We start from the raw sequence: 23,751 nt of genomic DNA, 5'->3' as shown, positions 1-23,751 counted from the left end.
CACTGCTCATCTTTTAATGCATAGCGTTTAGTCATAAAAGTATAATGGGGACAAGGCGGTTTTCCTCAAGCTAATTGATGACACGCCCTAGATGCAACTCATTAATATCGGCTTTGGTGCAGAATAAAATGGTATGGGATGAATCCAGAACTTTGGGTGCATTGTAGGCATAAGTACCAACCAACGCTTTGGCAATGCGCTGTTTGGCTGCATCATGATCGGCAATAAAAAAATGCCAAGGCTGAATATTGATTGAAGAGGGTGTCAGACGCAAAATTTCTAATAAGCGCTCGAACTGTTCTGCCGGGATTTTCTTGCTAGGATCATAGGCTTTAGTGGTATAGCGGGTCTGCGTGATCTTGAGTAAATCCATCAATGGGCTCCAATCTTTTTAAATAAACAGCGAGTAGAAGTTTTAAATATATACATTTTTCACATCCCCTGATTATTACAATAAAAAAGCATCAGGCAAAGCCTGTTTTGAGATGATCTTGAGCTGGATTCAAGCAAAACTTAGAGTTAAATCAGATTAAAATCCAGTTTTTGTCTATTGGCACTTTTAAGCGAGAAGCGTTTAATAAGAGGCATCGCCAGCAACATGCAAATAGGTTAGCGGATGCAAGTGACCAATTACTTTAAACACAAACTGAAAACCCAGCAGCAAATCGGCTTATGGATTGGATTGGCAGATGCCTATGGCACCGAGATTGCGGCAAATGCAGGTTATGACTGGCTGCTGATTGATGGTGAGCATGCACCCAGTGATTTGAGAACGACTTTGTCGCAACTGCAAAGTATTGCTGCTTATCCCTCGCAAGCAGTGGTACGACCACCCATTGGTAGCGTACAACTGATCAAGCAACTCCTTGATATCGGTGCACAAACGTTGTTGATTCCGATGGTAGAAACCGTGGAACAGGCCGAACTCATGGTCAGGGCAGTCCGTTATCCGCCTGAAGGAATTCGTGGCGTTGGTGCTGCACTGGCACGTGCCACCCGCTGGAACAGCATTCCAAATTATTATCAGACGGCACATGAAGAAATCTGTTTATTAATCCAGATTGAATCGGTCACAGGACTTGAAAATCTGGATGCTATTCTTCAGATCAACGGGATTGATGGCGTGTTTATTGGCGCCGTTGATCTATCTGCCACTATGGGTTATCAAGGTGATCCGAATCATCCTGAAGTACAAAAAGCTGTAATTGATGCAATCCAGCGGATTCGTTCTGCAGGCAAAGCTGCAGGAATTTTGTCAACCCAGCATGAAGTGACGCTAAAATATATCGAACTTGGCACTGAGTTTGTAGCAGTGGGCGTAGATACCAGTGTTTTGATGAATTCCTTGCGTGATCTATTGGGGAAATATAAAAAGGATATCAATGTGAATAATCCGACTAGCGGTTATTAATCAACTAGAGATTCTGAATGAATAGCTTAACTGGATATTTGGTTTATTTTTAACCAGAAATTGTTGGGGGATGAGCTATTCATTCAACTATAAGAAAATCATAATGAACCTTCAAGAAGTAGAACAATTTTTACAAGAACAGCAGAACACCTTAAAGAATAAACGTCAGCAAAGAACTAGACGAGCGCAACAAGCTCTTTTATGATTCACGTACTGTTTGCAGCCTTAAATGCTATTCTTTTAATCCTTAATTATCAAAAGACAGGAGAGTGGAACTTGTTGTACCTCGCACTGAGTTTCATGTCTCTAATATTGATTTTCAAGTATTTAAAGACAGGTTTTGTTTATAAATATAAATGAAATAACATTAAAATGAATTTTAGATAATAAGAGTTAAAAGCCTAAAAATTAACAAAGCATGAGAAAAGTTCTTAAAAATCCCATTCTATTGTCATTACAATGTAATTTTGCTTTTGCTAGATAAATAGCTTACACTGGTTGCACTTCAAGCAAGTACTGTTCTTGCTTCTATTATTATTTTAAGCTGATTGTGATGTACTTTTCAGTTCAAGTATTTGAACTCAAATAAGATCTACTAACCATAGAACTATTATGTAAACTAGGTTGTTATTAATCTCTCTCCATATAGTCACAAAAAGCTCATATCGTGTGAGTAAATATTTTGATCAAAATCAATGAATGGCATATTGCCACTGCCGCTGATGGCAATGAAATTAACGTGAAACTGGTTCCATTAAAGCGTAAGCAAAATACAATGGACGGTTTTATCTGGGTTGAAGTCGGTAAAATGATTCAATTGCCAACGGGTGAGGAATTTCAGTTCAATCTCGATGGTAAAAGTTTCTATACTGGGGTAAACCAGCTTTATCGTCTGTGTTAAGCAGATCAATATCGTAAAAAAGTGGCTGATTAATATCGCCACTTTTTTAGTTTCAGGGTGTCAAAATTTTGATCTTCCTGAATTTCCAGAATCTCAGCACTGTCTTCTTTCCAGTCGCCCAGTACAATTCTTTTTTTCTTAGCTAACTGATGAATAGCTGCGCGATGTGTATGACCATGGATCAGTACATCTACGTCCTGTAATGCCAGCTCAACTGCATGTGGGTTGACATCCATCACTTCATAGCTTTTAAACTGTTGTGCCTGATGGCTTTGTTGACGAAAGCGGTTAGCCAGTCTGGTTCGAAATGAAAGCGGGGTTTTTCTTAAGAAGCCCAGTAGCCAGGGATGACGAATAATTTTTTTAAAACGCTGATAAGAAATATCATCGGTGCATAGTGCATCGCCATGTTCCAGGCAAAAACGTGTTCCGGCAATAATCAGCTGATCGATTTCGGGAAGAAGCTGTCCGCCAAATCGAGCTAAAAATTTACTTCCCAAGACAAAATCCCGGTTGCCGGCTTGAAAATAGACCTGATTCCCAGCCTGAGTAAACTGTTTTAATGCAGTGACAATTTCGTCCAGCCATGGAGAGGTATAGTCATCACCAATCCAGGCATTGAACCAGTCACCCAGAATATACAATTGGGTATTTTGATTTTGATATTCAGTTAATAAATCTAAAAACCCCCGAACAAGTCGAGGGTGATCAGGTGACAAATGTAAATCTGAGATAAACAGATAGGTCACGAATCTTTTCCTTTTATTCCTCTCTAGATCCCTCATTCATATGAGGGATTTTCCATTACACCGTTTTAAAGCATCGCTTTAAAACTCATAAAGAACGGAGAGGACGTTTTTTATTCAGAAATGATTTTTGCAGATTCGATGACTACGTTTTCTAGAGGAACGTCAGCGTGGTAGCCACGGTTGCCAGTACGTACATTTTTGATTTCGTTCACAACGTCCATACCTTCAACTACTTTACCAAATACGGCATAACCCCAACCTTGAGCAGTTTTGCCAGAGTGGTTAAGGAATGAGTTGTTTTTCACGTTAATGAAGAATTGAGCAGAAGCTGAGTGCGGTGCTTGAGTACGTGCCATTGCAATCGTACCTTCGTCATTGGTCAAGCCATTGTCTGCTTCGTTTTCGATCGCATCACGTGTTGCTTTTTCTTTGAAGTTTTCATCCATGCCGCCGCCTTGGATCATGAAACCATCAATAACACGGTGGAAAATTACGCCGTCATAAAAACCGTCACGTACGTATTCTAAAAAGTTAGCTACGGTTTTAGGTGCTTTTTCAGCATTGAGTTCTAGAACAATACGACCTTTATTGGTGTTTAATTCGACTTGAGGAAAACTCATTGTGTAATCTCCTGATCATGGACGAGTGCCATGGTTTTTTCTGAATGAGTGAAGCATAAGCAAACTACATTCGACAAGGCAAGTAAAAACATTATTTTCTTTGTTAAAAGCATAAAAATAATACCTTATTTATACGTTGATTTATCAAGGCATTTCAATTGCTGCCAGACAGGGCGTTATATTTCGGGTTAGGTACAAATTGAATCATTTTCCAGTTTCGTAAAGTATTGATATTTTAGTTTTGGGCAGCTTGCTGTATTTTCACTTTTTAAAATGAGTGAATTGAAATCAAATACCGTAGTTAGCGGTTGAGAGATTAAGCACCTATAGTTAAACTAAGGAACTTTGATAATGAATATACGTACAACTTGTACGATGAAATATTCGTTAATCCCTTTTTAACTTTAGAAGTGAATGATTGATCATGAAGCCAAATGATGTTGTGACATCTCTGCCCGAAAACCCGACCCAGAAGAACAATGCAGTCGATTCAGTGCAGCAGCAAGAACAACAACCAGGCTTGGACTTTGTACGTCAGGTCATTACTGATGATTTAGCCGCTGGTCGTACTCAACAGGTGGTGACGCGTTTTCCGCCTGAGCCGAATGGCTATTTACATATTGGCCATGTGAAAGCAATTTGCTTGAACTTCGGTATTGCTGAAGAATTTAAAGGTGTGTGTAACCTGCGTTTTGACGATACCAACCCGGATGCCGAAGAGCAGGAATATGTGGATGGTATTGCCAATGATGTGAAATGGCTGGGTTTCCAGTGGGAAGGCGAGCCGCGTTATGCATCAAGCTATTTCGATCAACTTTATACCTGGGCAGTTCAGCTGATTGAGCAGGGCGATGCCTATGTGGATTTGCAAAGCCCTGAAGAGATCCGTTTAAACCGTGGCAATTTCGTTGAGTCAGGCAAGAACTCGCCACAACGCGATGCAAGGGTTGCAGAAAACCTGGAGCGTTTTGAGAAAATGCGCAGCGGTGAATATGCAGAAGGTCAGGCGGTTTTACGTGCCAAGATCGATATGACTTCACCGAACGTGCATATGCGTGATCCAATTTTATACCGTATCTTGCATTCTGAACACCATCAGACTGGCGATAAATGGAAAATTTATCCAATGTATGACTATGCGCATCCACTTTCTGATGCAATTGAAGGCATTACGCATTCACTGTGTACCTTGGAATTCCAGGATCATCGTCCATTCTATGATTGGGTAGTGGCAAAAGTTAAATCACCATCAGTGCCACGTCAGTACGAATCTAGCCGTTTAAATGTGGACTATACCATCACCTCAAAACGCAAATTGCGTAAGCTGGTTGAAGGTGGTCATGTAAATGGTTGGGATGACCCACGTATGCCAACTGTAGTGGGTATGCGTCGTCGTGGCTTCACACCTGAAGGTCTGCGTGATTTCTGTCAACGTGTCGGTGTATCAAAAGTTGATGGCAGTATTGTCGATGTAGCAATGCTGGAATATTGTATTCGCCAGTCTCTGGAAAATACTGCCGCTCGTGGTATGGCTGTGTTAAATCCATTAAAAGTGACTTTAACCAACTTGTCAGCCGATATGGACCTGACCCATTCACGTCATCCGAATGTCGATATGGGCGAGCGCGTTATTCCATTGACGACTGAGCTGTATATTGACCGTAAAGACTTTGAAGAAGAACCACCAAAAGGCTTTAAACGTCTGATTCCAGGCGGTGAAGTTCGTTTACGTCATGCCTATGTCATCAAATGTGACGAAGTCATTAAAGATGAAAATGGCGAAGTGGTTGAACTGAAATGTTCGATTGATCCTGAAACTTTGGGTAAAAATCCTGAAGGTCGTAAGGTCAAAGGTGTGATTCACTGGGTATCTGCGACAAAAGGCGTTCCTGCGGAAGTGCGTATTTACGACCGTCTGTTTACTGAATCTGATCCAGAAGTCGGTGATGACTTCTTGGCAAACCTGAACCCTGAATCATTGAAGGTGGTTCAAGCCGTGATTGAGCCTGCTTTGGCGCAAGCTCAGCCGGAGGATCGTTTCCAGTTTGAGCGTGAAGGTTATTTCGTGGCAGATCAATATGATCATTCCAGCGAAAAACCGGTATTTAACCGTATTCTGGATCTTAAGGACAGCTTTAAACCAGGTAAATAAGCTGGTTTAAGTCAGAATGTAAAAAGCCCAACTCTGGTTGGGCTTTTTCAATACAACAGGGAAAATTGCATGATTGTGCGTGATAAGAATAATAGTTTGGGTTTACTGTTTGCCTGGCAGGGAACGATTCTGCCCAAGGTGCTGCCAGCATTAATCTTGGTGGTTTTTATTTCCGCTTTGCTGGTGTATTTGAGTCAGGCGCATTTCGTGAGCCTTCCTGCCGTCCCGGCAATTGGTTTTACCATTTTTGGTGTGATTCTCTCGATCTTTCTGAGTTTTAGAAATACGGCCTGCTATGATCGCTGGTGGGAAGGGCGCAAGCTATGGGGCGCGCTGATTGCCACCACGCGTCATTTATGCCGCGACAGCCATGTTTTGGACGAGCCAACCCGTGAAGTTTTGCTATATCGCATGATGCTGTTTACCCATCTATTACGTGATCGGCTGAGACAGCAAACGCCTAGCATTCAGGCTTATAAAGCCACGACCGGTTTTGCACCCAAGTCATTTGAGCAATTGCCCATGCAAATCAATCCCTCGCAATGGGTGCTGGAGCAGATGCAAAAAGAGCTGGTGCAACAGTATCAGCAGGGCAAGATCAGCGATATTATTTATAACAACCTGAATCAGCACACTGTAGCTTTGGGAGATATTCAGGCTGGTTGTGACCGGATTTTGTCAACGCCATTACCATTTTCTTATTCAGTGCTATTACATCGTGCGGTTTATTCTTTTTGCTTTATCCTGCCTTTCAGTTTACAGGCGAATTTGGGACTGTGGACACCAATTTTAGTGGGATTGATTGCTTATATGCTACTCGGGCTGGATGAGCTTAGTGCGGAGCTGGAAGAACCCTTTGGTCTACAAGACAATGATCTGCCGCTAGATTCAATTGTACGACTGGTAGAGCGAGAAACCTTAAGCTCTTTGGGTAAAGCACTGCCTGAAGCGATTCAAGCCAGAAAAGGCCATTTAACCTGATTCCTTATCGATATCATCAAAATGTAAACACGAACTTAAAATTTCTTGCTAATAAAAAATCATCGGCAGGCTGAGCTTTAAATTAACGATGTTTAAGATTGGTCAGGTCTGACACTTTGGTTTTAGCCTGATCTTGCAATTCACGGTATTGTTGCAAACGTAAATTGGCTTTATCTCTGAGTTTCTTCTTGATGTACAGCGCCAATGCGAAACTGGTCGTGGTCAGGGTCAGGAACATGCTGTTCATAAAACTCATCATCGAGCTGATATAACCAATCGTGGTCAGACGATTCATCATATAAATCACTTGCGGGCTGCTTTCCACACCGGTAATCGCCCAGGTACACAAATGTTCGCAATTATTAATAATCAAATGATAGTTATTTTCATGCATTCTGGACCGCATGCGGCGCACCACTTTACGACCTTTATATTTGGCTGAGTCATAATGCTGCATATGAATCGGTTTGCCATGACTGAATTTTTCAATCGAGGTGATTTCAATGGGGCGTTTCTTGAATAAATGCGCAAAGCCGGAATAATGAATGACACGACCACGTCCGGCGTAAATCCCATGATGGGTATAACCGAAATGTTTAACCATAAGGTGTGCGCCTATGGGAAACCGTTTAGTCTGTTGCATATCAGAATTAAGCCATTTAAAAAGCATTGTCGTTTAATAGGAAGTGTACTGTGTTTTGCTAAATTAATCGATGCCTTGCCTGAGTTTCAGATCAGAATTGAAGAGTTATTAAGCCAAATTTAAAGGGATTTAAAGAAAGCAGAATTTAGAACATATTCTTCTGGTAAAGGTTTTAAATAGCCTAAGCAAGCCTTAACATTTCTTCAAATCAAAGGGGATCAAATAAGTTGTTTAGAGTTTTCCTGCCTGATCTCTGAAGTTTTAAAGTTGGAGTTAATAAACTATGGTGAAATAGAGAAGACCAAACCCTTCAACTAAACTTTCAAGCATAAAAAAGCACCTGACTAAACAAGTGCTTTCTTTATACGGCTGTAACCTTGGCCGATTACTGCAATGGCAAGTGCTGAAGTTCATTCAGTTCTTTGCGGCTATAGCCGCGAGATACAAGAACCTTTTTAATTCCGATGATGATTTCTTCATCAGTGGCTTTAGAAAGTGCTTCAAGAAGCTGTTCATTCGTCTTGCAAGAGCAATCATTTTCAACACAAGCAATTTGATTCTTGTGTTCATTGTGTTGTTCATTAGAAAACAACTTTTGCCAAAAACTCATAGAGCCTTCATACAACAACCTAACATAGAGTGAAATATAGCCAATTAAATAAATAAAGCAATAGGACCTATGTGATAAAAGCAGCAGTTGGTCTTGAAAATTTCCGATGGAAGCCTAAAGGTCTAACGATATTTCTTGCTGTACAAGTCAGTATTTATTATTAAATACATGATTTTTAATATAAAAAATGGAGCTTTAGAAAGCTCCATTTTTGTAACAATATAATAAATTGAAACAAATTCTTTATACTTTTTCCAACAAGACACCCGTCTCAACATGGTGCGTATACGGGAACTGGTCAAACATGGCGAACTTGCTGATTTTATGCGTTTGAGACAACTGTTTCAGATTGTCATATAAAGTATCTGGATTGCAAGAAATGTAAATAATACGTTCGAAACGCTGTAACAGTTTCAGCGTTTCATCATCAATACCGGCACGCGGTGGATCAACAAATACCGTCTCAAAATCATAAGTCGAAATATCAATTAGTGCTTCCTGCAAGCGACGGAAAACACGCTCGCCATTATAAGCTTGAGTGAATTCTTCGGCAGACAGACGCGCCACCTGAATATTTTCAATCTGGTTCTGCTCAATATTCCACTCAGCTGCATAAACTGAAGATTTGGCTAATTCAGTGGCCAATACACGGCGGAACTTGGTTGAAAGCGGTAGGGTGAAGTTGCCATTGCCACAATAGAGTTCCAGCAAATCTTTATCTGATTGTTCCGCTGCATCACATGCCCATTCCAGCATTTTTTGGCAGACTTGTGCATTCGGCTGAGTAAAGCTGCTTTCGATCTGCTTGTATTTATAGCGACGATCAAAGACCGATAGCTCTTCCACCACATATTCATCAGTCAGGACGAATTTCTGGCCACGGCTTCGGCCAATCAGTTTAATATTCAGTTTTTCCGCCAGTGCTTTTGCTGCAGGTTCCCAGCTTTCATCCAGCTTGCGGTGATAAATCAGGGATACCAGAACCTGACCACTTAACGTCGCCAGAAAATGGACTTCAAACAGGCGATGGCCCAGATTGGAATCTGCCTTGAATGCTTCAAGCAATTGTGGCATCAAGTCATTAATACTGCGATCGGCAATTGGAAATTTATCAATACGAATGACTTTTTTATTGTTGTTTTCGTCACGTTCGAACATGGCATAAAACAGATCATCTTCAGTATGCCAGATCCGGAATTCAGCACGCATGCGGAAATATTTTTCAGGAGACTGGAATACTTCTAAAGCAGGTGGTTGATATTCGGCAAACTGAGCGCTGATGCGTTCAATTTTGGCTTCAAGTTGTTGCTGATAAGATGAAGTCATATGCAGTAAGAAATCGCAAATATTTTAAAGCGCAAATGGTAGCAAAAAATTGCCGATCTGCCTAAGCCTATTGTAGTCGAGCTGCTTTAAAAGCTGCATAAAAAAGACCAAACCTTCTGAGGAGAGAGGTTTGGCCATCAAGAGGAAAGATTTAAGCTAAAAATAATGAGATGATTGGACTGATTTAGAGATTATCCATCGTCATCAAGCTGGCATTGCCGCCTGCCGCCGCCGTGTTGATACTGATCGCGCGTTCAATCACAAATCGCTCGACCGGAATATCATAGTTGCCCGAAGTTAAATGGGTGATACCAATAATTGGACCTTGGCGTGTTGCAATGCGTTTCTGCAAGTCAATCAGTTCAGTAGTGTCACCATGATGCAGGACGGCCTCGAATACACCTGTTTCAATATCCCGGACCACTTTAAATTGCTTGCTAACCGCGGCTGGCATGGTTGGTAAATATTTCAGAATAAAAGTATTGTTTGCCAGTACCGCAGGACGACTGCCAACCGATAAAATCGCCAGAATTTGCTGAATCTGGTCTTGATCCCTATGTGCTAACGAGAGAACGCTTTCACGTGGCAAGATCATGTACTGATTTTCCTCACCGGTTGGACCTTGCAGGCTAAAGCTTTGACCAGTCGCAATTTGCATAGGTGCTTTTAAAGATAAAGTTGGGAAAGTTTTAGCTACCCAGACTTTAAACTCCTGAACAAGTTTATGTTCAACAAGTGCTGGCTCAGCTTGAGCTGCATAAGGCTGAGCCAGTTTTTTCTCGGATACTTGATGCATTAAACGATAGATATACAACGGGCCACCCGCTTTCGGGCCGGTGCCGGACAGACCTTCACCACCAAAAGGCTGGACGCCCACGACCGCACCAACGATATTGCGGTTAATATACAGGTTGCCGACTTCCGCTCGTGCAATCACGGTTTGCATGGTTTCATCAATACGCGTGTGCAAGCCCATGGTCAGGCCATAACCCTTGCTGTTGATCTGATCTAACAACTGTTCCAGTTCGCCATATTTATAGCTGATCAGATGCAGTACCGGGCCAAACACTTCACGTTCCAGATCATCCAGATTTGGCAGTTCAATCAGGGTTGGTGCAATGAATGTTCCTGGAGTTAATTCAGTCTGTTCCTGATTAAACATCAACTGATGAACTGTATGACCTTTGCTGCGCATCTGCTCAATATGCTTTTGGATATTTTGCTGGGCTTCTGCATCAATCACTGGACCAATATCGGTTTTCAGCAAGACCGGATTGCCAACGCGCAACTGTTGCATGGCACCTTTGAGCATGTTGCGAACAGCCTCCAGATTATCCTCTTGCACACAAAGGACACGCAGGGCAGAACAGCGCTGACCGGCACTGTCATAGGCAGAGCTCACAACATCCAACACCACCTGTTCAGTCAATGCAGATGAATCCACAATCATGGCATTTTGACCACCAGTTTCAGCAATCAGGGTGACGCTTTCTCCAAACTGGTTTATTCGTTCTGCCACGGTTTTTTGTAGAATTTGGGCGACCTCGGTGGAACCGGTAAACATGATGCCCTGAATACGCGAATCTGCACTAAGCTGTGCACCAATGGTTTCACCGCGCCCAGGTAGTAGCTGTAATACATCCTGCGGAATGCCGGCTTCCCATAAAATCTGTACGGCTTGTGCTGCAATGAGCGGTGTTTGTTCAGCCGGTTTGGCAATCACGGTATTGCCAGCGACCAGCGCTGCTGAAATCTGACCGGTAAAAATCGCCAGCGGGAAGTTCCATGGACTGATACATAGTACAGTACCTAAAGGCTGGATCTGTACATTGTCACTGAGATCCAAAACTTGAGCTGCATAGTAACGCAAGAAATCTACCGCCTCACGTACTTCGGCAATCGCATTGGCATAGGTTTTACCTGCTTCGCGAGAAAGAAGAACCATGAGCGGAAGCAAACGCTGTTCCATCAGTTCTGCGGCTTTATTCAGGCAGGCAGCACGCTCATTTTTTGGCAGATTGGCCCAGAAACTTTGTGCATTAACTGCTTGAGTGAGTGCAATTTCGGCCTGTTCAGACGTTGCTTCATAGACTGTGCCGACCACATCCTGATGGTGTGCTGGATTGATCACTGGAACTGCATGGGGCGTATCCACGCTGCTAAATGCCGTTCCCATAGCAGCTGACTGAAATTGCGTATTTGACAGACTGGATGCGACTTCATTTAAAATACTGAGTTCAGCATCATTGGCCAAATCGAGTCCTGAAGAGTTCAATCGTGCATCGGTATAAAGATCTTGCGGATAGGGAATCTGGGGATGCTTGGCACCCATCACGCCTTCTTGTTTTGATGCCTTTAAAATGGTTTGCTGTGGATTTTCAATCAAATCTTCAATTTTCAAGGTTTTGTCAGCAATACGATTGACGAAGGAGGTATTGGCACCATTTTCCAGTAAACGGCGCACCAGATAAGCCAGCAAAGTTTCATGATTACCGACTGGCGCATAGATCCGGCAGGGTATACCCAGTTTATTTTTCGATGGATCGCCCACAACATTTTCATACAGCGGTTCGCCCATGCCATGCAGACATTGAAACTCATATTGACCGGCATAGTATTGCTCAGGTTGCGCCAGTTGATAGATCGTCGCTACCGTTTGTGCATTGTGAGTGGCAAATTGCGGATAGATATAGTCTGGTTCAGCCAAAAGCTTACGTGCACAGGCGATATAAGACAGATCGGTATGTACTTTACGGGTAAATACCGGATAATCCGACATTCCATCAATCTGGGCTTTTTTGATTTCGCTATCCCAATACGCGCCTTTGACCAGACGAATCATCAGGCGTTTCTGACTGCGCTTCGCCAGATCAATGATGTAATCCACCACATAGAAGCAGCGTTTTTGATAGGCTTGAATCACAAAACCAATGCCTTTCCAGTCCTGCAGTTGCGGTTCAAAACACAGGCGTTCTAACAGTTCCAATGAAATCTCAAGGCGATCGCTTTCTTCAGCATCGATATTTAAACCAATATTGTACTGCTTGGCCAAGACTGCGAGTTTAAGTACTTTTGCATAGAGCTCATCATGCACGCGATCCATTTGGGAACGCTGATAACGTGGATGCAGCGCAGAGAGTTTGATAGAAATGCCAGGCCCGTCATAAACATCTTTATCTTGTGATGCTTGACCAATGGCATGAATGGCTTGCTGATAATCCTGATAATAACGTTCAGCATCCGGATCGGTCAGTGCAGCTTCACCCAGCATGTCATAGGAGTAGCGGAAGCCTTTTTCTTCAAGCGGTTCGGCATTTTTTAATGCTTCATCAATGGTTTCACCTGTGACAAACTGCTCGCCCATCATGCGCATGGCAACATCCACGGCCTTACGGATAATCCTGCGGCCACTGCGTGCCAAAAGGCCGGTCAACAAGCTAGACAGGCTTTTTTGCTGCGGGGTTTCCATCAGCTTGCCGGTCAGCATCAATCCCCAGGCTGCCGCATTCACAAACATCAGCTGGCTCTGGCCCAAATGTTCTTTCCAGTTGCCTTGATTGATTTTGTCACGGATCAGCAGGTCACGTGTGGCTTTGTCCGGAATCCGCAGCAAGGCTTCTGCCAGACACATCAGGGCAATGCCTTCCTGAGAAGATAAAGAAAATTCCTGCAATAAGCCTTGGACAATACCGGCTTTCCCAGTGGAACTTTTGCGTTCACGTAAGGAATGTGCGAGATCAAAGGCAAGCGCCTGAATCTTGTCACTCATCTCGGAAGAAATTTCACTATGGGCCAATAACTCTTCGACGCATTCAGTTTCAGCACGACGCCATGCCGTATTAATACGTTCTTCGTATTGGTTTTTATGTTTAAATTCAGTAATATAATTCGAGTGCTGGGCCGCATCTAAAATTGAATCGGGGCGGAGAGTGGTTGGCATAGTGACTTCCTGTACTGCGTCAATCAGTTCTTTGAGGTGAATGAGTTTTAATCTATAATCACAGAATATTTGACGAATATCTCACTATAGTTTTCGCTTTTTTTAGAGAATAATTTTAATGCCAACTCCTTATTTGAACCTTGACCGTATAGATATTCGTATACTGGGTTTATTGCAATCCGATGCCAAGCTCTCCAATATCAAACTGGCTGAACTGGTCAATCTGTCGCCTACGGCAGCCTTGGCGCGTGTACAAAAGCTGACCCGGGAAGGTTTTATTGTGGGCTATGAAGCGCGCCTCAATCCAATAATGTTGAATAATGGTTTTGTGGTCTTTGTTGAAATTTTACTGGATAAAACCACACCGAATGTTTTAGATGAATTTTCCCATGCAGTTCGGCAGATTCCTGAGATTATCGAGTGTCATATGATCAGTGGTGGTTTTGATTTTGTGGTGAAAATCCGCTGTGCCAATATGGACGAGTTCCGGAAAATTTCAGGTCAGATTTTGTGGCAATTGCCCGGAATTAAAGAAACGCGCAGTTATCCGGTGATGGAAGTAATTAAAGAAAGTCAGCAGATCCATCTGAAAATGCCGGGAAAAGCTAAATAATTCGCAACCGCTTCATCCGAAAAGATAAAAATATAAAAGGGACAATTCAGTCCCTTTTATATTCAAGTAAGAAGATGATTATTTTTCCATTTCTGCCATTTCTTTTTGATACTCGGCTTTAGCCATTTCAAAACGATGTACTACATCTTCACTAGGTGCTTTATCCAGCAGACTGACGATGATAATGCTGAGGGTAGCCAGAATAAAGCCCGGAATAATCTCATACAGACCGGTATCACCCATGTAATTTTTCCAGACAATTACAGTCACGGCACCGACCACCATACCGACAATCGCGCCGTTGAGGGTCATTCGTTTCCAGAATAGCGACAAGATAATCAGTGGGCCAAATGCGGCACCAAAACCTGCCCAGGCATAAGCCACCAGTCCTAAAACCTTACTATTCGGATTAATCGCCAGTGAAATGGCAATCAGGGCAATCACCAAGACCATGCCACGACCGACCCAGATCAGTTCTTTCTGTGAGGCATTTTTACGCAGGAAACTCTTATATAAATCTTCGGTCAGGGTGGTAGAGCAGACCAAAAGCTGACAGCTCAAGGTACTCATAATTGCCGCCAAGATAGCAGCCAGAATGATTCCTGCAATCCACGGATTAAACAGAATTTTGGTCAATTCCATAAATACCGTTTCAGGATTTTGCTTCACCACCGAGGCCAATGCGGGATTGACACTGAAGTAGGCAATACCGATATAACCGGCAGCCACTGCACCGCCTAGGCATAGAATCATCCAGGTCATGCCAATACGGCGTGCAGCAGGAATGGTTTTGACCGAATCTGCCGCCATAAAACGCACCAGTATGTGTGGCTGGCCAAAATAACCCAAGCCCCAGGCCAGACTGGAAATAATCGCGACGGTGCTTAAACCTTCAAGCATGCTGGAGGCATGTGGGCGAGCCGATTCAAGAATGACACTCACTTGCTGGCTGTTGTCGCCCAGAGCCAAGAAGGTAATGATCGGAGTCAGTAATAAGGCAAAAATCATCAAACCGGCCTGGAATGTATCTGTCCAGCTGATCGCCAAAAAGCCACCAATACAGACATAGAGAATCGTCGCCGTCGCACCAATCACAAGCGCTGTGGTGTAATCCCAGCCAAACAGGCTTTCAAACAGTCGTGCACCTGCGACCATGCCTGAGGCACAATAAATCGCAAAGAACACTAGAATCACCAGGGCAGACAAGACCCGTAAAATGCGTTTACGGTCGGAAAAACGGCTAGTGAAATAATCCGGCAAGGTTAGAGCATTGTTCTGATATTCAGTATGGGCGCGCAGTCGACCTGCCACGAGTAACCAGTTCAGCCATGCACCGATAATCAAACCGATCGCAATCCAGACTTCTGACAGACCAGACAAGTAAATGGCTCCTGGAAGACCCATCAACAGCCAGCCACTCATATCCGATGCGCCCGCCGAAAGTGCAGTGACGACACTGCCCAGACTCCGTCCACCTAGAATATATTCGTCAAAATTGGAGGTGGCACGATAAGCATATAAACCGATTGCAATCATGGCGATAATATAAAACATGAAGGTAATCAGGGTGGGGTTTAAATAAGTCATAGGCAGGTCATCCTGTAAATATGGAAATCATCGTCCAAGATGATTTTTTGTACTGAGATCGCAAGGAGGTGATTCAAGCATGGTTTAAAAATTACACTCTGTAACAATTACACAGCTTTTATGTATGTCTATTGTAAACATCGTAGTAATTCTCTGAAATTAAATCAGGAATAACTTGAGCGGATAAAAGGCAATACGACGTCGAATTCAGGGGAAAAGTGGAAATTTTGAATAAATAATTAAAATATTTGAATTTGAGCCAGTTGCTTACATAATTTTACAAAAATCACAGCTTTAGCGTATTGGTAATAAATCGTAGCAAATCTAGGTTAAAGTCTTCCTATTAGGCCTGTATTTGTTTGCTCATATTAATGTCACACCAAATACGGTGCATCGCCAAGAGTATTTTTTAGTGGACAATATGCTTCAAATCGAACCGACCCGCATTGAACGTGATTTATTGGGGGAAAAACAAATCCCGTTGCATAGCTATTATGGGATTCATACCTTACGTGCCATCGAAAATTTTAAGATTTCCGGATTGGCGGTAGGGCAACAAACGCATTTTATTCGTGCTTTGGCCCAAGTGAAAAAAGCTTCGGCACAGGCCAATCTGCATTTTCAAAAATTGTCTGAGCAGACCAGTACTGCCATTCAGAAAGCTTGTGATGAATTGATTCAGCATCCGGAAGCGTGGCAAGCGGCATTTCCACTCGATCCTTATCAGGGCGGTGCCGGAACCTCCATCAATATGAATGCCAATGAGGTAATTGCCAATATTGCACTTGAAATGTCGGGCCATCAGAAAGGCGATTATCACATTCTGCATCCGAATGATCATGTGAATACCTCGCAATCGACCAATGATGTCTATCCAACGGCTTTGCGTCTGGCGACCTATAGCAGTCTGGATGAATTGTTGAGCGTGCTTAAAGCATTGATTGACTGTATCGACCATAAAGCTGCCGAATTTGAATATGTCATCAAGATGGGACGTACCCAGTTACAAGATGCAGTTCCGATGACCATGGAACAGGAATTCCGGGCATTTGCCACCTTATTAAAAGAAGACCTGAAGCTGATTGGGCAGATGCGACAGTTATTGCTAGAAGTCAATTTAGGCGCCACTGCCATTGGGACCGGGGTGAATACACCACCGGGCTATGCCAAGCGGGTGGTGGAAATCTTGGCGCACCTAACGGGTCTGCCTTTAAAAGGAGCGGCAGATTATGTCGAGGCGACCAGCGATTGTGGCGTCTTTATTATTTTGTCGAGCAGTTTAAAACATCTGGCAGTGAAATTGTCCAAAATCTGTAATGATTTGCGCTTGCTCAGTTCGGGACCGCGTACAGGGTTAGCTGAAATCCGTTTGCCTGAGTTACAGGCAGGTTCTTCGATCATGCCGGCAAAAATCAATCCGGTGATTCCGGAAGTTGTGAATCAGATTGCCTTCCGGGTGATTGGTAATGACTTAACCATTACTATGGCTGCGGAAGCCGGGCAGCTACAATTGAATGTCATGGAACCTGTGATTGCCGTGGCGATGAATGAATCAATTCAGTTATTGACCCAAGGTATGCAAACTCTGAATCAGAAATGTATTGCTGGTATTCAGGCCAACGAGCAGATTTGCTTAAGTTCCGTTATGCGCAGTGTCGGGATTGTGACCTTGCTTGAACCGATATTGGGACATGCCAAGTGCGATGAAATCGGCAAACAATGTATGCGGGAGAATAAAACCGTGCCGCAAGTGGTGTTGGAGCTGGGCTTATTAAGTGCAACGCAATTAGAGGAAATCTTTGCATTTGAAAATCTGGTGTCTGAAATCCCTTCAGCAGAGAATCAGCTCGAACAGGTTTCTTAACATACCTATATCTATTAAATCGTCTGAAACAGCGAATCGCTGCTATTTTGATAATTTGCCTCAAGTTCAGGATGTGGATTTGAGGCATTTCCATCTAGACTAGAGCCTGAACTATATTTGGCTGGGTAAATGGCGATGTTTGATAAAATCAGTGCATTATTTAAAAGTAATAAACCGACTGCTGCACAGCTATATTTAGAAGAGCAGAATATCCAGTATGTAGAAGGTACAGGTTATATCGTCGATGGTATTCAACTCAATCAGGAACTGGGTGCGCGGTTGGAGTATTTGTCTAATTGCCGTTTAAAACAGTTTGATGATTTAAAAGCGTTATATGATACCGCGATGCTGATCAATGAAAAAATTGATCTGGAAATTGCTCATCAGCGTTTTAATGCGACTTTAGGCAATACCAAAGAAAACCTGCTGCAATTCAAAATGATCCTTAAGAAGTTAAATGATTATTATCGTAACTTTCTGCGCGATCAAAAATAAGCTGCAAAAGTGGCTTAAAATCGAAGTATATGGATGTGGCAAGACTGCATAAAATAACAAAATATCCTGAGATCATCGTGCTAGTATAAGCCTCAGGTTATTTAGACTTTAAAGCTATATCCATGTTCCAGCAAGAAATTTCCCAACTCAATTTACCACAGCTCAAAGCAGGCGAGAAACGCTGGTTAGGCAATCTGCAAGGTTCCTCAACTGCATTATTGCTCAAGGAAATCGTGCAGCAGCAATCGCGCTTATTTATTGTGATTGCACGTAATAATCAGCATTTGGGTCAACTGGAAAGTGAACTGGAATTTTATGGGATTAAACCCACGATTTTTCCGGATTGGGAAATCTTGCCTTATGATCGTCTCTCCCCACATCAGGATATTGTCTCGGAACGTCTGGCAATCTTATCCAATATGCCCAAAACTGGTGTACTGTTGTTGTCCGCCTCAACTTTGGCACAACGTGTGGCGCCAACCTCATGGATTCTGGGTGAGCATTTCGATATTCATGTCGGTCAGAAATTTGATCTGGAACAACAAAAGAAAAAGTTGATTCAGGCCGGTTATCATCTGGTCGATACCGTCTATGATCCAGGTGAATTCGCGGTACGCGGCAGTATCATGGATATCTACGCATCGGGACAGGAAGCACCGATTCGGATTGACCTGTTTGATGATGAAATTGAAAGCCTGAAATTTTTCGATGCCGAAACTCAGCGCACCACGCAAAGTTTGCAGCAGTTTACCGTATTGCCGGCACAGGAATTTCCGCTCAAGGAAGGTCGTGCCACTTTCCGTGACCGCTATGCCGAATTTTTCCCGACCGCGAATCCAAAGAAAAACCCGATCTATCAGGATGTGATGGATGGCATAGTCTCGCCGGGAATCGAGTTTTATTTGCCCTTGTTTTTCAGCGCTGAAGCAATGCAAGGCCAAAGTTCACTGATTTCGTACCTACCGAAGAATGGCATTGTCATTACAGATAAGGCTCTGGACGAAAGTCTCAGCCAGTTTTGGCAAGATGTGGTGCGCCGTTATGAAGATCGTCGCCACAATGTCGACCAACCGATCATGCCGCCTGAAAGCCTGTTTTTTCAGACCAATCAGGTGCTGGAGCAGCTGAACCAGTTTGCACGCATCATTGCCGCACAAACATCTTTTGATCAAAAAGCTGGGGTATTGAATCTTGATACCCAGTTGCCACCGCGTCTGCCCGTAGATCCGAAACGTGAAAAACCGTTTCATGAAGTCAAAAAATATATTGATCAGGCTAATCATCCGGTACTGCTGGTGGCTGAAAGTGCTGGACGCCGTGAAAGTCTTAAAGATGCATTAAGACCAAGTCTGGGTGATATCCCCACGGTTGAAAATTTTGATAGTTTTATTCAATCTCTGTATGCAATTGCCATTACCAATGCGCCTTTAGAGCGTGGTCTGGTATTGACCGATTGTGTCAGCGTAATTTCTGAAAATCAGCTGTATGAACATCGCGTGGTACAGCGCCGTCGCAAACGTCAACAGGAAGTTTCCGAAGAGTTTCTGATCCGAAGTCTAACTGAGCTGACCATGGGCGCGCCTGTGGTGCATATCGATTATGGGGTCGGACGTTATGCTGGTCTGGTCACCTTAAGTATTGATGATCAGGATCACGAATTTTTGCAGCTGGATTATGCGGATGCCGCCAAAGTGTATGTGCCGGTGACCAATCTGCATTTAATCAGCCGGTATAGTGGTGGTGATCCGGATCTGGCACCGTTACATAAGCTCGGTACAGATGCTTGGAATAAAGCCAAACGTAAAGCACTGGAACAGATTCACGATGTCGCGGCCGAATTGCTGCATATTCAGGCACGGCGTTCTTCCAAACCTGGAATCAGTTTTGAAGTCGATCAAAGCCTGTATATGCAATTTTCTAGTGGCTTTGCCTATGAAGAAACACTGGATCAGGCCAATGCGATTGAAGCCACACTGCATGACATGCAGCAGGCCAAGCCGATGGATCGACTGGTGTGTGGTGATGTGGGTTTCGGCAAGACAGAAGTCGCGATGCGTGCCGCATTTGTTGCAGTGCAGAATAATCGGCAGGTGGCGATTCTGGTACCAACCACCTTGCTGGCACAGCAGCATTATGATTCATTCAAAGACCGCTTTGCCGACTGGCCGGTCCGGATTGAAGTGCTGTCACGTTTCGGTTCTTCCAAAGCACATACTAAGACCATTGACGACCTCATTGAAGGTAAAGTCGATATTGTGATTGGTACACATAAGATTTTGCAGGAAAATGTCCAGTTTAAGAATCTCGGTCTGATGATTGTCGATGAAGAGCATCGTTTCGGTGTGCGCGACAAGGAGCGAATCAAGGCCATGCGTGCCGATGTTGATATGCTGACACTGACTGCGACTCCAATTCCACGTACGCTGAATATGGCCTTTAGTGGCATGCGTGATCTGTCGATTATCGCCACACCGCCGGCACGCCGTCTTGCGGTGAAAACCTTTGTGCAGGAACATACCGATGACACCATTAAAGAAGCGATTCTGCGTGAATTGCTGCGCGGTGGTCAGGTTTATTTTCTGCATAATGAAGTTGATACAATCGATCGTGCCGCCGAGCATATCCGTAAACTGGTGCCGGAAGCGCGGGTGATTGTGGCCCACGGACAGATGCGTGAACGTGAACTGGAGCAGGTGATGCAGCAGTTCTATCACAAGGAATACAATGTTCTGGTATGTTCGACCATTATTGAAACCGGGATTGATGTTCCGAATGCCAACACCATTCTGATTGAACGTGCCGACAAACTGGGCCTGGCGCAATTACATCAGCTACGCGGACGTGTAGGGCGCTCACATCATCAGGCTTATGCATATTTGATGGTACCGTCATTAAAAGCCTTAAAAGGTGATGCAGAAAAACGTCTGGATGCCATTCAGCGTGCTTCAACTTTGGGTGCCGGTTTTATGCTGGCAACTGAAGATCTGGAAATTCGCGGCGCAGGTGAATTACTCGGTGAACAGCAGAGTGGTTCGATGCAGGCGATTGGTTATAGCCTGTATATGGAAATGCTGGAAAAAGCCACCAAAGCCATTCAAAAAGGTAAAACGCCAAACTTCGACGCACCATTGTCATTGACTGCCGAAATTACCCTGCATATGCCAGCACTGATTCCGGATGAATATCTGGGTGATGTGCATCAACGTCTGTTGTTCTATAAACGCATCAGTAATACCGATACCCAGGAAAAGCTGGATAATATCCGGATGGAATTGATTGATCGTTTTGGTATACCGCCGCAACCGGTCAAACAGCTCTTTGCTGTACATCAGATTCGATTGAAAGCCGAGCAGCTTGGTATTACTAAAATTGATATCAGCAGTCAGGGCGGGCATATTGAATTTGCGCCGGATACTCCGGTTCAGGCCATGACGATTATTCAAATGATGCAGAAACATCCGACCTATTTCCGGATGGATGGCGGTCAACGTCTGAAAGTGATGGTCATGCTGGAAGATTATCAAAAACGCATTCAGTTTATTCAGGATTTGCTGGATAGTCTACTTAAAGAATTGCACTGATTTTATTCGATTAAATCAGCCTGAAAGTTCAGTTTAGGTTTCATTTTCGAATGAAGTTCGCAGTAGCATCAGGCTTGATTTTTTTAATGAATTGTTTACAGTGATTGTTGTGATGTGCTTCGCAACAAATCATGAGAATTTGTCTTTAAACACATTGCTTCCAATATTCAGCTTCAGTTGGATATGTTAGTATTAGCCATCATTCTAATTTTGCATCATTTATAAAGATATGTTTAGTTTGCATCCACAACTTGCTCAAGATACGTTTTTTGTAGGCGACTTTCCTTTGTCAACATGTCGTTTGATGAATGATATGCAATTTCCCTGGCTCATTCTGATTCCACGTGTGCCGGGTGTCTCTGAATTATATGAATTGAGTCAAGCTGACCAAGAGCAGTTTTTAAGAGAGTCAAGCTGGTTATCAAGCCAGCTGGCACGTGTTTTCCGTGCAGATAAAATGAATGTAGCAGCGCTGGGTAATATGGTGCCGCAATTGCATTTTCATCATGTAGTTCGTTATCAGAACGACGTTGTATGGCCGAAGCCTGTTTGGGGTACACCTGCTGTTCCTTATAGCAGTGAAGTACTGGCACATATGCGTCAAACCTTAATGCTGGCTTTACGTGGTCAGGGCGATATGCCATTTGACTGGCGCATGGACTAATCAGCCGGGGCATTCCGAGAACCATGGACAGTTGCGGACTTCAGGGAGTGAGTGAGTGCAATTAGACGACTGGATTCAAAAAGAACCCCATCAGTTTGAGTATTTCCATCGCATGATGGGATATATCATGCTGTCTCTGGTTCTGGTCGTCTTTCATTACACTGAACCAGATACCCAGTATCAGCTTTTTGTTCCCTTTTTTTTGTTTCTGGTTTTACTGATTACAGCGAAGCTATCTCGCTGGCTGATCTATCGTCATGATTATCACATTCGGCGTAATATTCTTTTCCTGATCGATGTCATTGTCATTTCGGTGGTTTTGGCGGCCGTGCATCTGGACTTGGTCTTGTCCTTGCTGGGTCTGGTCGCAGTACTCTATACCGCGATCAGCAATAAAATTTCATTTATGATGGCCTGTCTGGCCAGCCTGATCGGGATTACGCTTTTTTATCTGGCCAATATTCTGGTCTTTGGGTTTAATAATTATTTCGAACCGACCAGCAGTGAGTTGACCGTTTTAGGCTTTATCTGTCTGATTACCTATTTTGGTGTCGGAAGTTTTTATCAAAGTGGTCGTGTGCAATACATGACCCAGAAAAAAGACCATTATTTCGAACAGATGAATCGTTATATGGAATTTGCCAATCAACTGAGTCGCTATGCGCCCGTGCAGTTATGGCAATCCATTATGAAAGGTGAATCTGAAGCCAAAATTGAATATAAACGTAAAAAGTTGACGATCTTTTTCTCTGATATTCAAGGCTTTACAGAGTTATCTGAAACCCTGATTCCAGATGATTTAGCATTCCTGTTGAATGACTATCTGCGGCATATGACCGAAATCGCTAAAAATTATGAAGCGACTGTTGATAAATTCATGGGTGATGCCATCTTGATTTTCTTTGGTGATCCGAACTCTGAAGGTGTGGAACGGGATGCCAAGAACTGCATGGAAATGGCATTGGCGATGCGTCAGCAAATGAAATTGCTGCGTGAGCGCTGGATTAAAATGGGTTATCCGCCACTGCATATTCGTATGGGGATTTCAACCGGTTATTGCCACGTCGGGAATTATGGGGCAACGCATCGTATGGCTTATACTATTGTGGGGCGTGATGCTAACCTGGCAGCACGTTTGCAAAGTGCGGCGGAAGTTGATGAAATCCTGATTTCAGAAGATACCCATAATCTGATCAAAGATGATTATCTTTGTGCACCGAAAAAGCCGATTTTCCTGAAAGGCATTAAAGCACCTGTAAGAACCTGGCAGGTCATGGAAAAATACGCGTCTCAGAAAGTCGAGTATCAGCGCTGGTTCGATTATGAATATAAGGGCTTTCATTTATTGCTGAATCTGGATGAAGTGCAAAACTTTGAATATCCTGAGCTGATTCATGTGCTGGAAAAAATGATTAAACGCATTGAAACTCAGCAGAAAATGACCAATTCACAAGGCATTGTCAAACTGAAGCTGGAAGATGAAGTGATTGAACATATTTAAAATTTATCTAAATTAACTCAAGCCAAATAAAAAAATTTGATTAAAACTGCTTATATTTAAATAGAAAAAACCACGCCTGAGCGTGGTTTTTTATTTTAGCCTGCAAGGAAAAT

At 43.3% G+C, this 23,751-nt stretch carries 17 protein-coding genes and 1 pseudogene; 10 read left to right on the top strand and 8 right to left on the bottom strand.

Annotated features, from left to right (window positions below):
- Window positions 1-73 precede the first annotated feature (73 nt).
- A pseudogene (locus NI466_RS08675) lies at window positions 74-373 on the bottom strand (nitroreductase family protein); the annotation flags it as partial.
- Window positions 374-616: 243 nt separating this feature from the next.
- On the opposite strand from NI466_RS08675, the gene hpaI reads away from it, so the two are divergent.
- Window positions 617-1,411 carry a 4-hydroxy-2-oxoheptanedioate aldolase gene (gene hpaI, locus NI466_RS08670; RefSeq protein WP_253137853.1) on the top strand — a complete coding sequence of 265 codons (795 nt, stop codon included), beginning with the start codon at window positions 617-619 and terminating at the stop codon, window positions 1,409-1,411.
- Window positions 1,412-2,093: 682 nt separating this feature from the next.
- On the top strand, window positions 2,094-2,312 hold the full coding sequence (locus tag NI466_RS08665) for a hypothetical protein (RefSeq protein WP_004279847.1): 219 nt from the start codon (window positions 2,094-2,096) through the stop codon (window positions 2,310-2,312).
- 29 nt (window positions 2,313-2,341) lie between these two features.
- Here the strand turns inward: NI466_RS08665 and NI466_RS08660 are convergent, their stop codons facing one another.
- Both NI466_RS08660 and NI466_RS08655 read right to left on the bottom strand, forming a co-directional pair.
- Entirely contained in the window at window positions 2,342-3,061 is a 720-nt protein-coding gene (locus tag NI466_RS08660) for a UDP-2,3-diacylglucosamine diphosphatase (protein WP_243474688.1), read from the bottom strand.
- Window positions 3,062-3,171: 110 nt separating this feature from the next.
- Window positions 3,172-3,681, bottom strand: coding sequence for a peptidylprolyl isomerase (locus tag NI466_RS08655; protein ID WP_004279844.1), 510 nt, complete (start codon window positions 3,679-3,681; stop codon window positions 3,172-3,174).
- 424 nt (window positions 3,682-4,105) lie between these two features.
- Here NI466_RS08655 and NI466_RS08650 point away from each other — a divergent pair, with 424 nt between their 5' ends.
- Both NI466_RS08650 and NI466_RS08645 read left to right on the top strand, forming a co-directional pair.
- Entirely contained in the window at window positions 4,106-5,833 is a 1,728-nt protein-coding gene (locus NI466_RS08650) for a glutamine--tRNA ligase/YqeY domain fusion protein (protein ID WP_253173347.1), read from the top strand.
- Window positions 5,834-5,902: 69 nt separating this feature from the next.
- Window positions 5,903-6,814, top strand: a complete 912-nt coding sequence (locus tag NI466_RS08645) for a bestrophin family protein (RefSeq protein WP_253173346.1) — start codon at window positions 5,903-5,905, stop codon at window positions 6,812-6,814.
- 82 nt (window positions 6,815-6,896) lie between these two features.
- Here the strand turns inward: NI466_RS08645 and NI466_RS08640 are convergent, their stop codons facing one another.
- The 4 genes from NI466_RS08640 to putA form a co-directional block, all read right to left on the bottom strand.
- Window positions 6,897-7,457 (bottom strand): lecithin retinol acyltransferase family protein, encoded by a 561-nt coding sequence (locus NI466_RS08640; protein ID WP_026055785.1) that lies wholly within the window; start codon window positions 7,455-7,457, stop codon window positions 6,897-6,899.
- Window positions 7,458-7,842: 385 nt separating this feature from the next.
- The gene (locus tag NI466_RS08635) at window positions 7,843-8,067 is read right to left on the bottom strand and encodes a hypothetical protein (RefSeq protein WP_034436106.1); all 225 of its coding nucleotides are present in this window, start codon (window positions 8,065-8,067) and stop codon (window positions 7,843-7,845) included.
- 243 nt (window positions 8,068-8,310) lie between these two features.
- Complete coding sequence (trmA, locus tag NI466_RS08630) at window positions 8,311-9,393, bottom strand: tRNA (uridine(54)-C5)-methyltransferase TrmA (RefSeq protein WP_253173345.1); 1,083 nt, start codon at window positions 9,391-9,393, stop codon at window positions 8,311-8,313.
- A gap of 184 nt (window positions 9,394-9,577) precedes the next feature.
- A complete protein-coding gene (putA, locus tag NI466_RS08625) occupies window positions 9,578-13,333 on the bottom strand; it encodes a trifunctional transcriptional regulator/proline dehydrogenase/L-glutamate gamma-semialdehyde dehydrogenase (RefSeq protein ID WP_253173344.1) in 3,756 nt (1,251 codons plus the stop codon).
- A gap of 118 nt (window positions 13,334-13,451) precedes the next feature.
- Here putA and NI466_RS08620 point away from each other — a divergent pair, with 118 nt between their 5' ends.
- The gene (locus NI466_RS08620) at window positions 13,452-13,946 is read left to right on the top strand and encodes an Lrp/AsnC ligand binding domain-containing protein (protein ID WP_253173343.1); all 495 of its coding nucleotides are present in this window, start codon (window positions 13,452-13,454) and stop codon (window positions 13,944-13,946) included.
- 78 nt (window positions 13,947-14,024) lie between these two features.
- On the opposite strand, the gene putP is transcribed toward NI466_RS08620, so the two are convergent.
- The gene (gene putP / locus NI466_RS08615; protein ID WP_253173342.1) at window positions 14,025-15,533 is read right to left on the bottom strand and encodes a sodium/proline symporter PutP; all 1,509 of its coding nucleotides are present in this window, start codon (window positions 15,531-15,533) and stop codon (window positions 14,025-14,027) included.
- 421 nt (window positions 15,534-15,954) lie between these two features.
- Between putP and NI466_RS08610 the strand changes: the two genes are divergently transcribed.
- The 5 genes from NI466_RS08610 to NI466_RS08590 all read left to right on the top strand — a co-directional run bounded on the left by NI466_RS08610 (window position 15,955) and on the right by NI466_RS08590 (window position 23,638).
- Window positions 15,955-17,397, top strand: coding sequence for an aspartate ammonia-lyase (locus NI466_RS08610; RefSeq protein WP_253173349.1), 1,443 nt, complete (start codon window positions 15,955-15,957; stop codon window positions 17,395-17,397).
- 129 nt (window positions 17,398-17,526) lie between these two features.
- Entirely contained in the window at window positions 17,527-17,892 is a 366-nt protein-coding gene (locus NI466_RS08605; protein ID WP_253173341.1) for a hypothetical protein, read from the top strand.
- Between the two features lie 122 nt (window positions 17,893-18,014).
- Window positions 18,015-21,473 carry a transcription-repair coupling factor gene (mfd, locus tag NI466_RS08600; protein ID WP_253173340.1) on the top strand — a complete coding sequence of 1,153 codons (3,459 nt, stop codon included), beginning with the start codon at window positions 18,015-18,017 and terminating at the stop codon, window positions 21,471-21,473.
- Between the two features lie 229 nt (window positions 21,474-21,702).
- Entirely contained in the window at window positions 21,703-22,137 is a 435-nt protein-coding gene (locus NI466_RS08595; RefSeq protein WP_004279825.1) for an HIT domain-containing protein, read from the top strand.
- Window positions 22,138-22,192: 55 nt separating this feature from the next.
- Entirely contained in the window at window positions 22,193-23,638 is a 1,446-nt protein-coding gene (locus NI466_RS08590; RefSeq protein WP_253173339.1) for an adenylate/guanylate cyclase domain-containing protein, read from the top strand.
- The last annotated feature ends 113 nt before the right edge of the window (window positions 23,639-23,751 follow it).

Source organism: Acinetobacter lwoffii (genome assembly GCF_024129595.1).
Classification (GTDB): Bacteria; Pseudomonadota; Gammaproteobacteria; order Pseudomonadales; family Moraxellaceae; genus Acinetobacter; species Acinetobacter lwoffii_O.
Note: the sequence above shows the minus strand (reverse complement) of the source record. Positions and strands in the feature narration are given on the sequence as shown.